Annotated in this window: 16 protein-coding genes; 9 read left to right on the top strand and 7 right to left on the bottom strand. The window is 69.5% G+C overall.

The features are described from left to right. Positions 1 to 49 precede the first annotated feature (49 nt). Genes FHR20_RS10630 through FHR20_RS10615 form a run of 4 tightly spaced genes read left to right on the top strand, consistent with a single transcriptional unit; the run spans position 50 to position 4850 of the window. Positions 50 to 1525, top strand: a complete 1476-nt coding sequence (locus FHR20_RS10630; protein ID WP_167299630.1) for an efflux transporter outer membrane subunit — start codon at positions 50 to 52, stop codon at positions 1523 to 1525. Beyond that, complete coding sequence (locus FHR20_RS10625; protein WP_167299629.1) at positions 1515 to 2930, top strand: efflux RND transporter periplasmic adaptor subunit; 1416 nt, start codon at positions 1515 to 1517, stop codon at positions 2928 to 2930. Before FHR20_RS10630 ends, FHR20_RS10625 begins: the two co-directional genes overlap by 11 nt. Beyond that, positions 2848 to 3642 carry an ABC transporter ATP-binding protein gene (locus FHR20_RS10620; protein WP_167299628.1) on the top strand — a complete coding sequence of 265 codons (795 nt, stop codon included), beginning with the start codon at positions 2848 to 2850 and terminating at the stop codon, positions 3640 to 3642. The genes FHR20_RS10625 and FHR20_RS10620 overlap by 83 nt, the downstream gene beginning before the upstream one ends. Next, positions 3642 to 4850 carry an ABC transporter permease gene (locus FHR20_RS10615; protein ID WP_167299627.1) on the top strand — a complete coding sequence of 403 codons (1209 nt, stop codon included), beginning with the start codon at positions 3642 to 3644 and terminating at the stop codon, positions 4848 to 4850. Before FHR20_RS10620 ends, FHR20_RS10615 begins: the two co-directional genes overlap by 1 nt. Here FHR20_RS10615 and FHR20_RS10610 read toward each other — a convergent pair. Then, the gene (locus FHR20_RS10610) at positions 4819 to 5466 is read right to left on the bottom strand and encodes a nucleotidyltransferase family protein (RefSeq protein ID WP_167299626.1); all 648 of its coding nucleotides are present in this window, start codon (positions 5464 to 5466) and stop codon (positions 4819 to 4821) included. The genes FHR20_RS10615 and FHR20_RS10610 overlap by 32 nt on opposite strands. Beyond that, complete coding sequence (locus tag FHR20_RS10605) at positions 5453 to 6364, bottom strand: XdhC family protein (RefSeq protein ID WP_167299625.1); 912 nt, start codon at positions 6362 to 6364, stop codon at positions 5453 to 5455. Before FHR20_RS10605 ends, FHR20_RS10610 begins: the two co-directional genes overlap by 14 nt. A 94-nt stretch (positions 6365 to 6458) precedes the next feature. Here FHR20_RS10605 and FHR20_RS10600 point away from each other — a divergent pair, with 94 nt between their 5' ends. Both FHR20_RS10600 and FHR20_RS10595 read left to right on the top strand, forming a co-directional pair. Beyond that, entirely contained in the window at positions 6459 to 7490 is a 1032-nt protein-coding gene (locus tag FHR20_RS10600) for a glycerophosphodiester phosphodiesterase (protein WP_243857358.1), read from the top strand. Positions 7491 to 7498: 8 nt separating this feature from the next. Further along, positions 7499 to 7795 (top strand): hypothetical protein, encoded by a 297-nt coding sequence (locus FHR20_RS10595; protein ID WP_167299624.1) that lies wholly within the window; start codon positions 7499 to 7501, stop codon positions 7793 to 7795. Here the strand turns inward: FHR20_RS10595 and FHR20_RS10590 are convergent. Further along, positions 7786 to 8106, bottom strand: a complete 321-nt coding sequence (locus FHR20_RS10590) for an antibiotic biosynthesis monooxygenase family protein (RefSeq protein WP_167299623.1) — start codon at positions 8104 to 8106, stop codon at positions 7786 to 7788. The two genes, FHR20_RS10595 and FHR20_RS10590, sit on opposite strands and share 10 nt — an antisense overlap. After that, positions 8103 to 8432 (bottom strand): NIPSNAP family protein, encoded by a 330-nt coding sequence (locus tag FHR20_RS10585; protein ID WP_167299622.1) that lies wholly within the window; start codon positions 8430 to 8432, stop codon positions 8103 to 8105. The genes FHR20_RS10590 and FHR20_RS10585 overlap by 4 nt, the downstream gene beginning before the upstream one ends. A gap of 97 nt (positions 8433 to 8529) precedes the next feature. Here FHR20_RS10585 and FHR20_RS10580 point away from each other — a divergent pair, with 97 nt between their 5' ends. Further along, positions 8530 to 9207, top strand: a complete 678-nt coding sequence (locus tag FHR20_RS10580; RefSeq protein ID WP_086130533.1) for an ArsR/SmtB family transcription factor — start codon at positions 8530 to 8532, stop codon at positions 9205 to 9207. Between the two features lie 79 nt (positions 9208 to 9286). Here the strand turns inward: FHR20_RS10580 and FHR20_RS10575 are convergent, their stop codons facing one another. After that, entirely contained in the window at positions 9287 to 10978 is a 1692-nt protein-coding gene (locus FHR20_RS10575; RefSeq protein WP_167299621.1) for an acyl-CoA dehydrogenase family protein, read from the bottom strand. Between FHR20_RS10575 and FHR20_RS10570 the strand changes: the two genes are divergently transcribed. Next, positions 10977 to 11939 carry an L-threonylcarbamoyladenylate synthase gene (locus FHR20_RS10570; RefSeq protein WP_425057380.1) on the top strand — a complete coding sequence of 321 codons (963 nt, stop codon included), beginning with the start codon at positions 10977 to 10979 and terminating at the stop codon, positions 11937 to 11939. The two genes, FHR20_RS10575 and FHR20_RS10570, sit on opposite strands and share 2 nt — an antisense overlap. Here FHR20_RS10570 and FHR20_RS10565 read toward each other — a convergent pair. Then, positions 11936 to 12643 carry an HAD-IA family hydrolase gene (locus tag FHR20_RS10565; protein WP_167299620.1) on the bottom strand — a complete coding sequence of 236 codons (708 nt, stop codon included), beginning with the start codon at positions 12641 to 12643 and terminating at the stop codon, positions 11936 to 11938. The two genes, FHR20_RS10570 and FHR20_RS10565, sit on opposite strands and share 4 nt — an antisense overlap. Before the next feature lie 138 nt (positions 12644 to 12781). Between FHR20_RS10565 and aqpZ the strand changes: the two genes are divergently transcribed. Then, positions 12782 to 13513, top strand: coding sequence for an aquaporin Z (gene aqpZ / locus FHR20_RS10560; RefSeq protein WP_167299619.1), 732 nt, complete (start codon positions 12782 to 12784; stop codon positions 13511 to 13513). A 19-nt stretch (positions 13514 to 13532) separates the two neighbouring features. Here aqpZ and msrA read toward each other — a convergent pair whose 3' ends face one another. Beyond that, positions 13533 to 14078 carry a peptide-methionine (S)-S-oxide reductase MsrA gene (msrA, locus tag FHR20_RS10555; RefSeq protein ID WP_167299618.1) on the bottom strand — a complete coding sequence of 182 codons (546 nt, stop codon included), beginning with the start codon at positions 14076 to 14078 and terminating at the stop codon, positions 13533 to 13535. Positions 14079 to 14123: the final 45 nt, after the last annotated feature.

Here is a 14123-nt window from a genome sequence, read left to right as displayed (position 1 = left end):
GACAATATTCTTCTGGAACCGAAACGGCTTTGGAAACATCTAGAGTGCCATGGCCAATCGTCCGCTGACCCCGAGCATCCTGCTCGCCTTGTCGCTATCCGCCTGCGCGGTGGGCCCGGACTATCATCCGCGCCCCGCATCCGAGCTGGGCGTGCCGGACGGCTGGTCCGTCTCCGCCGGGCAGAAGGCCCGGGAAGACCTGAGCCAATGGTGGACCCGGTTCGACGATCCGATGCTGGCCAGCCTGGTACAGCGTGCCCAGGCGGCGAATCTCGACGTGGCCCAGGCCGTGGCCCGGCTCCGCCAGGCGCGGGAGTCGCTGGTGCAGCAGCGCGCGAACCTGGTTCCGAGCCTCAGCGTCTCCGGCGGCGTGTCGCGCAGCGAGCCGCTGCGCGGCGGCTCCAGCACCACGACCCTGCCCGACGGTACGGTGACGAGCTTCTCGCAGGGCGGCGCGACCAGCTTCTCGCTCGGCGCCGATGCGAACTATCAGGTCGATCTGTTCGGCGGGGTGCGCCGCGGCGTGGAAGGCGCGCGGGCATCCTATGCGGCGAGCGGCTATGATCTTGCGACGGTGCTGATCTCCGCTGAGGCCGAAACGGCGCGCAACTATGTGCTTGCGCGGGTGGTGCAGGCGCAGATCGCCAATGCGCGCGACAGCCTGGGGATCGCGGACGAAAATCTCCAGATCGCCGGCTGGCGGTTGCAGGCGGGCCTCGTCTCCTCGCTCGACCAGGAGCAGGCGCGGGCGAGCCGGGCGCAGCTGGCCGCATCGATCCCGACGCTCGAGGCCAGCTATAACGGCTATGTCGCGCGCCTGGGCGTGCTGACCGGCCAGGCGCCGGGTGCGCTCAAGGCCGAGATGGAAGCGGTGAAGCCGATCCCCGCCGGCCCCGCGAGCGTTGCCGCCGGCATTCCCGCCGACACGCTGCGCCAGCGGCCGGACGTGCGGGCCGCCGAGCGCAACCTCGCCGCCGCCACCGCGAACATCGGCGTCGCCGCCGCGCAGCTCTATCCCCAGCTGTCGATCGGCGGCAGCATCGATGCGGGCAGCACCGCGCTCGCCTCGATCTTCGACGTGATCACCGGCCGCCTCTTCGCCAACATCGCGCAGACGCTCTTCGACGGCGGCCGCCGCGCCAGCCAGGTCCGTTCGGCCGAAGCCGCCGCGGACGGTGCGTTCCTCGCCTACAAGTCGACCGTGCTGACCGGCCTCGAGGATGTCGAGAACGCGATCGTCGCGCTGCAGACGGCGCAGCGCCGCCAGCAGGAATTCGCGGTCGCGCTGGAAGCGTCGAGCAACCAGGCGCTGCTGGCGCGCATGCAATATCGCTCGGGCCTCACCGATTTCACTACGCTCAACCAGGCCGAGTCCGCGCTGATCTCGGCGCGCAACGGCGTCGTCTCGGCGCGCTCGGACGCGGCGACGGCGCTGATCCAGCTCTACCAGGCGCTGGGCGGCGGCTGGGATCCGAGCGTCACCCCCACCGTTCCCACCACAGGCGGCACTGCGAATGGCAACTGATCCCAACCAGAATCTCGACGCCTTTCTGGGCACGCCCCCGCGCCCCTGGTGGCGGCGCTGGCTCAAATGGGGCGTGATCGGCATCGGCGTCCTGCTGGCGGCGCTGCTGCTTTGGCACTTCTTCGGCAGCAGCAACGAAGTCAAATACGCCACCGACGATGTCGCGCGGGGCAACCTGACCGTCACCGTCTCCGCCACCGGCAAGCTGGCGCCGACCAACCAGGTGACCGTGGGCTCGCAACTGTCGGGGCAGGTCGTGAAGGTGCTGGCCGACGTCAACGACCGGGTCACCGCCGGCCAGCCGCTGGCGCTGATCGATCCGTCGCAGTTCGACGATCAGGTCAGGCAGGCCGAGGCGACGCTCGCGGCGAACGTCGCCGCAGTAGGCCAGGCGCGGGCGACGCTGGAGCAGAACAACGCCACGCTGGCGCGCTTCCAGGAAGTCAGCCGGCTCTCGGGCGGCAAGGTGCCGGCGAAGACGGAGATGGACGGCGCGCTCGGCGATCGCAATCGCGCGCTGGCCAATCTCAATGCGGCCAACGCCAATGTGACGTCGGCGCGCGCCCAGCTGTCCTCGGCCCAGACGCAGCGCACGCGGGCGATCATCCGCTCGCCGGTGACCGGCGTCATCCTGGCGCGCCAGGTCGACCCCGGCCAGACCGTCGCCGCCTCGTTCAACACGCCGACGCTGTTCGTGATCGCGCAGGACCTGTCGCAGATGAAGCTGGAAGTGGCGATCGACGAGGCCGATGTAGGCCAGGTGCGCGAGGGGCAGGACGCGACCTTCACCGTCGACGCCTTCCCGGGCAAGACCTTCCCGGCGAAGATCACCCGCGTCGAGGTCGGTTCCAACCTGTCGGTGCAGGATGCGAGCTCCTCGACCTCGTCCACGAGCACGACCGCCAACCAGGTCGTGTCCTATGCCGCCGATCTCTCGGTCTCGAATGCGAACGAGCAGCTGCGCCCAGGCATGACCGCGACGGCCGACATCGTGACGATGTCGCGCCAGAACGTGCTGCTCGTGCCCAATGCGGCGCTGCGCTTCACGCCGGCCGCCACTGCCCAGGGCGCGAGTGGCGGCAGCGCGAAGGGCGGCATCGCCGGCGCGCTGGTCCCCAGCCGCCCGCGGCGCGGCGGCGGCGGGCAGCAGCAGAAGACGGCGACCGGCGACCGTGCCGGCGAGCGGAACGTCTATATCCTCGGCGCCGACGGCAAGCCGCAGGAGGTGCCGGTCACGACCGGCAGCACCGACGGCACCGTGACCGAGATCACCGGCGGCAATCTGAAACCGGGCGACAAGGTCATCACCGGCCAGCTCGCCGATGGCAGCTCGGGCCAGCGCCGCTCCGGCGGGCAGCGGCGCCAGGGCGGCGGCGGTGCCGGAGGCCAGCGTGGCGGACAGTGAGGCACCGCTGATCCGCCTGCGCGGCGTCACCAAGAGCTATGGCGAGGGGGCGACGCAGTTCCAGGCGCTGAAAGGCATCGACCTCGACATCCAGGCCGGCGACTTCGTCGCGGTGATGGGGCCATCGGGCTCGGGCAAGTCGACGACGATGAACATCCTGGGCTGCCTCGACGTGCCTTCCAGCGGCGAGTTCCTGTTCAAGGGCGTGCATGTCGAGAAGCTGGAACGGGACCAGCGCGCGTTGCTGCGGCGCAAATATCTCGGCTTCGTCTTCCAGGGCTTCAACCTGCTCGCCCGCACCAGCGCGCTCGAGAATGTCGAGCTGCCGCTGCTCTATCGCGGCGATTCAAAGCAGCTGCGTCGCGAAACGGCGATGGCGGCGCTCGACAAGGTCGGGCTCAAGCAGTGGTGGGATCATACCCCCGCCGAGCTATCGGGCGGCCAGCAGCAGCGCGTCGCCATCGCCAGGGCGATCGTCACCAGTCCCGACGTGCTGCTCGCCGACGAGCCTACCGGCAACCTCGATTCGGAGCGTTCGGTGGAGATCATGGAACTGCTCACCGATCTCAACAAGACGAGCGGCATCACCGTGCTGATGGTCACGCACGAGCCCGACATGGCAGCGTTCGCGCATACCATCGTGCATTTCAAGGACGGGCTGGTCGAGCGGATCGAGGACAAGCATCGCCAGGGCGAGGCGGTGGGGCACTGATGTTCGGCACCACCTTCATCCTCGCGATCCGGTCGATCCTGCGCCACAAGCTGCGCTCGTTCCTGACCACGCTCGGCATCATCATCGGCGTCGCCGCGGTCGTCACCATGGTGACGCTCGGCAAGGCGACCACGGCGGCGGTGCAGCAGCAGATCTCGGCGCTCGGCACCAACATCCTCCAGATCCGTCCGGGCCAGGGCTTCGGCCGCGGCGGCGGCGGCCCGCGCCCGCCCGATTTCAAGGCGGACGACGTCACCGCGATCCGCGACCAGGTCGCCGGCGTCACCGCGGTCGCGCCCCAGGCACAGACCACCGCGACGGTGATCTACAACGGCGCCAACTGGTCGACGACGGTCAACGGCACCACCAACGCCTATTTCCAGGTCCAGCCCTGGCCGCTGGTCGAGGGCCGCTACTGGACATGGCCGGAGGAGCAGGCGGGCAAGGCGGTGTGCATCATCGGCACGACGATCCGGACCAACCTGTTCCGCGGCGGCAGCGCGGTGGGCGGCCGGATCCGGGTCAACGGCATCTCGTGCGACGTGATCGGCGTGCTCCAGACCCGCGGCCAGGCCGGGTTCGGCGGCGACCAGGACGATGTGATCATCATGCCGATCAAGCAGGTGCAGCGCCGCTTCACCGGCAATCCCGACGTGCGCCTGATGCTGGTCGGCACCGATCCCGATTACGACAGCGCCCAGGTCCAGTCGTCGATCACCGACCTGCTGCGCGAACGTCGCAACATCACCGGCGGCAAGGATGTCGACTTCAACATCTTCGACACCGCCCAGATCAGCCAGGCATTGACCGGCACCACCACGCTGCTCACCCAGATCGTCGCCGCGGTGGCGATGATCAGCCTCATCGTCGGCGGCATCGGCATCATGAACATCATGCTGGTGTCGGTGACCGAGCGGACGCGCGAGATCGGCATCCGCCTGGCCATCGGCGCAGTGGCGAGCGAAGTGCTGCTGCAGTTCCTGGTCGAGGCGGTGGTGCTGTCGATGCTGGGCGGCGTCATCGGCCTGCTGATCGCGCAGTTCGCCGTCGCGCTGATGTCGTGGCTGGGCTCGCTGCCCTTCCTGTTCGACGTGCAGATCAACGTGATCGCCTTCGCGATCTCGGCGATCATCGGCGTGGTGTTCGGCTATTTCCCGGCGCGCCGCGCGGCCAGCCTCAATCCGATCGACGCGCTTCGTCACGAGTGACGCGCGCGGGCGGCTGCTCAGGCTGGCCGTCGGTACGCAGGCCGTAGCGCTCGCGCAGGGCGCGCAGGTCTTCCTGCGTGTCGATATCGACCAGCTCGGCAGGCGGGGCGATGACGTGGTGACCCCGCCGGATCAGGTCGCGCGCGCCGTGATCGCCCTCCAGCTGCATCAGCATGGGGAACATGTCCTTGCCGAACAGGGCCGGCGGCATGGGCTGCACGCCGTCCGAAGAGGCGACGATGGTCGCCGGGCCGTCGGCGGCATCCATCAGCCGGTGGACATGCGCGGCGGTGACCCGCGGCATGTCGGCCAGCGCGACGAGCACCGCCTCGCAGCCCAGTTCCCGCGCGCGGGCCACGCCGAAGCCGAGCGAGCGCGCCTGGCCGAGCGCGGGATCCGGGTTCTCGACCACGTCATAGCCCAGGGCGGCGAAATCGAGCGTGGTGGCGGACACGACGGCGATCCGCGCCTGGAAGGGAATGCGCTCCAGCGCCGTCACCACATGATAGGCGAGCGGCTTGTCGAGGAACGGCTCGGCAAGCTTGTCGCCGTCGTTGAAGCGGCGGGAGCGGCCGGCGGCCAGCAGGATCAGGGCGGTCTGGTCAGGGGTGATCATGGAAGGTCTTCACCATGGCTGCGGCGATGGAAAGGGCGATCTCGGCGGGGCCGATCGCGCCGATGGCAAGGCCGGCCGGCCCCTGGATGCGATCGAGATCGGCGGGCGCGATCCCGGCGGCGGCCAGCCGTTCCCGGCGCGCGGCATGGCTGCTGCGCGAACCCAGCGCCGCGACATAGCCGGTCGGGAAGCCCAGGGCCGCGACCAGCGCCGCGTCGTCGATCTTGGGATCGTGGCTGAGCGTCACCACCGCTGTGGCCGGATCGGGGCGGAGCGCCGTCACGGCTTCGTCTGGCCAGCGGTCGTCGAGCATCACCCCGGGAAAACGCTCGGGCGTCAAAAATCTCCCGCGCGGATCGATGACATGGGTGCGGATGCCGATCTCGCGCGCCAGGCCGGCCAGCGACTGGGCGATCTGGACGGCGCCCACGATCAGCAGCCGGCGCGGCGGATCGTAGCGGTTGCGGAACCCGCCTGGGCCGGGCGCCGAGCGACCGGTGGCGAGGTCGGTGCCGACATCGAAGGGCTCGCCCCGGCCGCGCGCGGCGTCGATCGCGTCGAACAGGGCCGGGGGGAAGCCCATTTCGGAGGCGGGCTGGACGAGCACCGAAATCTTGCCGCCGCAGGGCAGGCCCACTTCCCAGGCGGCCGGATCGGCCACGCCATAATGTTTCACCATGGCGGGCGTGCCGGCGATCACTTCGGCGGCGGCCTGGAGGATGTCGGCCTCCACGCAGCCGCCCGAGACCGAGCCTTCGAACCGGCCGTCCTCGTGGACCAGCATATGGCTCCCGGCCGGCCGGGGCGCCGATCCCCAGGTCGAGACGACGGTGGCCAGCGCCAGCCGCGCGCCCTGCCAGGCGCGGGCCGCCGCAAGCACGCTGTCGTTATCCGCCATATCGCCTCGCAACCGTCACATCCGGAGCCTAGGCCCGATTTCGTAGCGAAGGGAGAGTTTCGTGACGAGATCACTGATTGCGGCGCTGATGCTGATGGTGCCGGGCGCCGCGTTGGGGCAGGATCATGCCATGCATGGGAAAGCCGACAAGGTCATCGTCATCGCGCATCGCGGCGCCTCGGGCGAGCGCCCCGAGCACACGCTGCTTTCCTATCAGCGCGCGATCGAGCAGGGCGCCGATTTCATCGAGCCCGATCTGGTGCCGACCAAGGACGGCGTGCTCGTCGCCCGGCACGAGAACAATATCGCCGATACGACCGACGTGGCGGACCATCCCGAGTTCGCCGCACGCAGGACGACCAAGACGATCGACGGCGAGAAGCTCACCGGCTGGTTCACCGAGGATTTCACGCTCGCCGAGCTGAAGACGCTGCGGGCCAAGGAGCGACTGCCCAAGCTCCGCCCGGGCAACACCAAATATGACGGCCAGGCCGGGATCCCGACGCTCGACGACGTGATCGCCCTTGCGAAGCGGGCGTCGAAGGAGACGGGGCGGACGATCGGCATCTATCCCGAGACGAAGCACCCGACCTATTTCGCCGCGATCGGCCTGCCGCTCGAGCAGCGGCTGGTCGACAAGCTCAAGGCGGCGGGCTGGGACCGCGCCGACGCGCCGGTCTTTATCCAGTCGTTCGAAGTCGACAATCTCAAGAAGCTAAAGACGATGACACGGGTGCGGCTGATCCAGCTGATGGCGGGGAGCGGCGGCCCGGCGGACGGCGCGCAGCCCAGCTACAAGGCGATGGCCACGCCCGAGGGGCTGAAGGCGGTGGCCGCCTATGCCTATGGCATCGGCCCGGAGCTGACGATGATCCAGCCAGCCTCCGGCCCGGCCACCACGCTGGTCGCCGATGCGCATGCGGCGGGGCTCAGGCTCCATCCCTGGACGTTCCGGGCGGAGAACTTCTTCCTCCTGCCCGACTACCGTTCCGGCGCAAATCCGGTCGACCATGGTCGACTGAAGGACGAGATCCTGTACTTCATCGGGCTGGGCGTGGACGGTTTCTTCACCGATTTCCCGCATGTCGGTGTCGAGGCGCGGGATGCGCCGCGGGCGGGGGGATGAGGATTTCTATGCGCAAGCTTCTGGTTCCGATCTGCGCGATGCTGCCGCTGCTCGGCGGCGGCTGCATCGCCAAGACCGTGGTCGATGTGGCCACCCTGCCGGTGAAGGCGGGCGCGAAGGCGGCCGATTGGGCGACGACCAGCCAGGACGAGGCCGATCGCAACTATGGCCGCAAGATGCGCGAGCAGGAAGCGCGCGAGGGCAAGGAACTGCGCAAGCTCTGCAAGAAGCATCCCGAGGACGCGCGTTGCGCGGGCGGCGACAACGGCTTCCGCGCCGATCCGGGCGGCAGTCGCTATAACTGACCGGTGCGGTCGTGCATGCCATAGCCGCGCACGACCGCTGCGACTCTGATCCGATAGTCGCGGAAGATTGCCGCACGCCCTTCGGCCTGCGCCGCGCGATGCGGGCCGAAGCCGCGCCAGGCGGCGATCGCGGCTTCGTCGCGCCACCAGGAAAGCGACAGGAGCTTGCCCGGTTCGGAAAGGCTCTCGAACCGCTCGATCCCCAGGAAGCCGTCGATCGCCGCCAGTTCCGAACCGAGCGCGGCGGCGATGGCGAGATAGCGATCGCCCTGGCCTTCCGCCGGCCAGGCTTCGAACAGCACTGCGATCATGGCCGCACCAGCGGCGCGTGCGGTGCGGAGACGCGGCGGAGGAAAATCCTGTCCTCGCGCCGGATGAACCTTTCGCGCGCGGCGAAATCATAATTGGCGCGGCCGACCGGATCGTCGCGGAGGCGCGCGCGATAGGTCTCGTAGGCAGCCAGCGAATCGATGTCGTAGACGCCATAGGCCGTCGTCGCGGAGCCTTCGGCGGGGCCGAAATACCCGATCAGGTCGGCGCCGCAGCGCGGGATCGCCTGGCCCCAGGCACGGGCATATTCGGCAAAGGCCTGTGCCCCGAAGGGCTCGATCTCGTAGCGGATGAAGCAGGTCAGCATCGGATTTCTCCTCCACCGCTCCTCTGCCGCCCGAGGGGCGCATGATGCTTCGGCCGGCGCCGTAGCATTGCCCGGCCCGCACGGGCATGATGCAGGCATGCAGCGCATTTCCGCCTTTGCCGAGACCGCGGCGCTGATGGGCGATCCCGCGCGCGCCAACATGCTGTTCGCGCTGATGGATGGTCGCGCGCTTACCGCGGGCGAGCTGGCGCGCTTCGCCGGCGTGACGCCGCAGACCGCGAGCGGCCACCTCGCCCGGCTCGCCGAAGCGGGAATGATCGCGCCCGCCGCGCAGGGCCGCCATCGCTATTTCCGCCTCGCCTCGTCCGGAGTCGCGCAGATGGTCGAGAGCGTGATGAGCGTCGCCGAGGAACTGTCGCGCCGCCCGCTCCCCGTCACCGGGCCGCGCGACGCGGGCCTTCGCCGCGCGCGGACCTGCTACGACCATCTCGCCGGCGAACTCGCCGTCGCGATCGCCGGGCGCATGGCGGAGCGCGGCCAGCTGGTGCTCGGCCATGATGGCGCGGCGCTCACCGGCGCGGGCGTGGCGTTGCTCGGCGAGCTCGGCGTCGCGGAGGCGGCACTCGATGCGCCGTGCCGCGCCTGTCTCGACTGGAGCGAGCGCCGCCCGCATCTCGCCGGCGCGCCCGCCACTGCGCTCTACCGCCATTTCGTCGCGCGCAGCTGGGTGCGGCCCCGCCAGGGCACGCGCGCACTCGAAGTGACGCGCGCCGGCGAGGCGGCATTGGCGCGCTGGTTCGGGATTGCATTGTAAATCCAGCCAATTCGGCGCCAAAATCCGGCGAGTTGTCCGCGGGCTTCCGCTATGCTCCCAGGCTCTAAAGGGGGAAGCTCTACGCGGCGAAGCCCTCGGCATCGATCGCGTAGAGCATTTCCGCCCTGGCCATGGCGGCCGGCTTGAGCCCCATCGCCTCCGGCACGATCTGAGCGACATAGAAGCGTGTCGCGGCCTGCTTCATCTTCAGGAACGCGGGATCGCCCTCGCTGCGCGCGGCGGCGCGGCCGCTCGCTTCCATCAGCCAGCCGCACACTGCCGTCGAGAGCATCGTCAGGAACGGATAGCTGGCAGCCAACCGGTCATCCATCTCGCTGCCCAGCAGGTTGCGGGCGACTTCCTCGCACGCGTCGATCAGGTTGAGCAGGCCGGTATCCTCGGCATCCTCGCGCATCTCGCCAAGCAAGCCGAGCAGCGTCCCGCCATTGTCCATGCCGAGCTTGCGCCCGACCAGGTCGGCGGCCTGGATGCCGTTGGTGCCTTCATAGATCGGCGTGATGCGGGCGTCGCGGAAATGCTGGGCGGCGCCCGTCTCCTCGATATAGCCCATGCCGCCATGGACCTGGACTCCCAGGCTGGCGACTTCGTTGCCGAGATCGGTGCCATGCGCCTTGGCGAGCGGCGTGAGCAGCTCGACGCGCTGGGCCGCCGCCGCATCCCCGCCCCGGGCCCGGTCGAGCTGGCCGAAGGCGTAATAGACCAGCGCCCGCGCCGCCTGGGTCTGCGCCTTCATCCGCAGCAGCATGCGGCGGACATCGGGATGCTCGACGATCGCGACCTGCTCGCCGCCGCGATAGCCCTGCACGCGCTCGCGGGCATAGGCCACGGCGCGCTGGGTGGCGCGCTCGGCCACCTGCACGCCCTGCAGGCCGACGTTGAGCCGGGCATTGTTCATCATCGTGAACATCGCCCGGATGCCGCCCAGCTCGGGGCCGACCAGCTCGCCGATGCAATCGTCATGGTCGCCGAAGCTCAGCACGCAGGTGGGCGAGGCGTGCAGTCCCATCTTGTGCTCGATCGAGACGGTGCGGACATCGTTGAATTCGCCGGGCGCGCCGTCTTCGCGCAGCCGGTATTTCGGCACCAGGAACAGCGAGATGCCCCTGGTGCCGGCCGGCGCGCCCGGCGTGCGGGCGAGGACGAGGTGGACGATGTTCTCGGCCATGTCGTGATCGCCGAACGAGATGAAGATCTTGGTGCCCGTGATCTTCCACTTGCCGTTCCCGGCCGGCTCGGCGCGAGTCTTGAGCGCGCCGACGTCCGAGCCGGCCTGCGGCTCGGTGAGGTTCATCGTGCCGGTCCAGGCGCCGGTCGAGAGGTGGGGCAGGTAGAGTGCCTGTTGCTCGGGCGTGCCATGGTGCATCAGCGCCTCGACCGCGCCGACCGTCAGGATCGGCGCCAGCGCGAAGCCCATGTTCGCGGTGCCCAACGTCTCCAGCACCGCGATCGACAGGCTCACCGGCAGGCCCTGGCCGCCATGCTCGACAGGCGAGCCGATCGTGCCCCAGCCACCCTCGACATAGGCCTTGTACGCATCCGCGAACCCGGCGGGCATCTTCACGCCCTCCGGCGTCCATTTCGGACCGATGGTGTCGCCCTCCCGCTCGAGCGGGGCCCATTCGCCTGCCGCGAACGCACCGGCGCCCTCCAGCACCGCATCGGTCATCTCCCCTGCCTCCTCGCTGATCTCGCCCAGGCGGACGATGGTCTCGAGCACGAAGCGCTGGTCGGCGGTGGCGGGAGTGAACATGGGGCCTCTCTTGTGGTCTGGTTTCGCGCCGTATAGCTCGCGGGGCGTGAGCCCGACAAATCCGCGCACCTTACCCTACGGCATGGCCGCGATCGCCGAGGCGGCGGCGCTGATTCGCGCCGGCGAATGCGTCGCCATACCCACCGAGACCGTCTATGGGCTTGCCGCCGACGCCACCGATTCGCGTGCCGTGGCGGGCATCTATGCCGCCAAGGGGCGGCCCAGCTTCAACCCGCTGATCGTCCATGTGCCGAGCCTTGCCGCCGCCGAGCGGATCGCGGTCTTCGACGATCGCGCGCGCGATCTCGCCATGCGCTTCTGGCCGGGGCCGCTGACCCTGGTGCTGCCCGTGCGCCCGGATGCCGGCATCGCGTCGCTGGTTACCGCCGGGCTCGACACGATTGCGATCCGGGTGCCGCGCCACCGCGCGATGCAGGCCTTGCTGGCGGCAACCGGCAAGCCGCTGGCCGCGCCTTCGGCCAATGCCAGCGGCGGGATCAGCCCGACCCGGGCCGAGCATGTCGTCCGGAGCCTTGCGGGGCGGATCCCGTTGGTGATCGACGACGGCGCGACCCCGGCAGGGGTGGAGTCGACGATCGTGATGGGCGAGCGCATCCTGCGCCCGGGCCCGCTCGGCGCCGAGGATCTCGGGCTCGCGATCGCCGTGCCGGACGGCAGGATCACCGCGCCGGGCCAGCTCGACAGCCATTATGCCCCCTCCAAGCCGGTGCGGCTGAACGCGGCCGAGGCGAAGGACGGCGAGTATCTGATCGGCTTCGGCGCGATCGCCGGCGCCGAAACCCTGTCCGCCGGCGGCGACCTCACCGAAGCCGCCGCCAACCTGTTCGACGCGCTGCACCGTGCCGATGCGAGCGGCGCGCGGGCCATCGCCGTGGCGCCGATCCCCGAATCCGGCATCGGCGTGGCGATCAACGACCGGTTGCGCCGCGCCGCGCACTAGGTCCGGCATCCAGCCGACGGCTCCGAAGGGAGATGGCGGGGAAGCCGGTTTGCATCCACCAGCCTCAGCCAGCCCCGCGCGTCGGTCTGGATGTCGAGGCCCCGATAGTCGGCCCGCATCGGATGCGGGGTGTCGAGCGCGCCGCGATGCGCCTCGGTGATCGCGATCGCCGCGGCACCGGCCGCGTCGGCGGCGGCGAGGCCGGCGAGGCTGTCTTCCCACACCAGGCAATCGCCGATGGCGACGCCGAGCCGCTCGGCGGCGGCGAGGAAGCAATCGGGGGCGGGCTTGCCGTGCACCACGTCCTCGGCGGTGATCACCACTTCCGGCAGCGCCATGCCAGCTGCCGCCAGCCGGCGCAGCGCCAGCGCGCGCGGCGCCGAGGTGACCAATGCCCAGCGATCCGCGGGCAGGAGAGACAGGAATGCCGCGGCCCCGGCGATCTCCGCCAGGCCGTCGACATCGTCGATCTCGGCCTGGGTGAGCGCCTCCGTCTCCGCTTCGGCATCCACCCCGGCAGGGGCGAAGCGGCGGATCGTCTCGATCGCGCGGACACCGTGCAGGGCCGCCATCAGCGGATCGGCCGCGATGCCGTGCCGGGCCGCCCAGGCGCGCCACACCCGGTCGACCACGGCCAGGCTGTTCACGAGCGTTCCGTCCATGTCGAACAGGAAGGCGGCGAAGCTGCGATCGGGAAGCGTCATCGCCCTTCCCTCACCACAGCCGCCGCCGTGCCGCAACTGCGATCCGCCGCGCTTTGCATTCCGGGCGCCGAAGACTTACAAATCTGCGCAGGTCTGGGGGTTTGGGAGAGAGACCGGAAACAGCAGGAGGGCAATATCATGAGCAATGTGCAACGCGGGCTCGCCGAACTGATCGGCACGTTCTGGCTCGTCTTCGGCGGATGCGGCAGTGCCGTGCTTGCCGCTGCGTTCCCCGATGTCGGTATCGGGCTGGCGGGCGTCAGCCTCGCCTTCGGCCTCACCGTGCTCACCATGGCCTATTCGATCGGCCATATCTCGGGCTGCCACCTCAATCCGGCCGTTACCTTCGGCCTGTGGGCCGGCGGCCGCTTCCCGGCCAGGGACATCCCGCTCTACGTGATCGCGCAAGTGATCGGCGCGGTGATCGGCGCGGGGCTGCTCTGGTATATCGCCAGCGGCGGGCCGGGCTTTGCCGGCGGCCTGGCTTCCAACGGCTTCGGTGCGCATTCGCCCGGCCATTTCTCGTTCGAATCGGCCATGGCGATCGAAGTCGTGCTGACCTTCATGTTCCTGATGGTGATCATGGGATCGACCGACAGCCGCGCCCCGGCCGGCTTCGCGCCGATCGCGATCGGGCTGGCGCTGACGCTGATCCACCTGATCTCGATTCCCGTCACCAACACGTCGGTCAATCCGGCGCGCTCGACCGGGCCGGCACTGCTCGAGGGCGGCATCGCGCTGCAGCAGCTCGCCTGGTTCTGGATCGCGCCGATCGTCGGCGGCCTGCTCGGCGGCTTCGTCTACAAGGCGCTCGGCGCCGATGCGGGCAAGCGCCCGCCGATCGAAGGCGAAGCGCTGCCCGCGGAATGAGGCGAGGGGAGGCGCGGCGTCAGGCCGTCGCGCCTTCCTTGCTCCGCGCGGCGAAGCTCTTGCGGAGCTTGCGCAGCTTGGGCGGGATCACGGCCAGGCAATAGGGGTTCCGCTGGCCGTCGCCCTGCCAATATTCCTGGTGATAGTCCTCGGCCGGCCACCATTGGCCGAGCGGCTCGATCGCGGTGACGATCGGTTCCGGCCAGTCGGGGCGGGCCCGGTCGATAGCGTCCAGCGCCTCGCGCTCCTGTTCGGCCGAATGCGGGAAGATCGCCGAGCGATACTGGGTGCCGATATCGTTGCCCTGGCGGTTGAGCTGGGTCGGGTCGTGCGTCGCCAGGAAGATGTCGAGGATCTCGCCATAGCTGATCTGGTCGGTGTCGAAGCCTATCCGGATCGCCTCGGCATGGCCGGTCGTGCCCGAGCAGACTTCCTTGTAGGTCGGGTTCTCCCTGGTTCCCCCGATATAGCCGCTTTCGACCGACTGCACGCCGATCACGTCGTTGAACACGGCCTCGGTGCACCAGAAACAGCCTCCGGCCAGCGTTGCGGTCTCGATGGTCATCGTGAACTCCTTGCTATCGGCGCAAAGATAGGATTGAGCGAGGCC

The organism is Sphingomonas leidyi (assembly GCF_011761945.1).
GTDB lineage: Bacteria > Pseudomonadota > Alphaproteobacteria > Sphingomonadales > Sphingomonadaceae > Sphingomonas > Sphingomonas leidyi.
The sequence above is the reverse complement of the archived record's forward strand: the minus strand, read 5'-3'. Positions and strand labels throughout refer to the sequence as shown.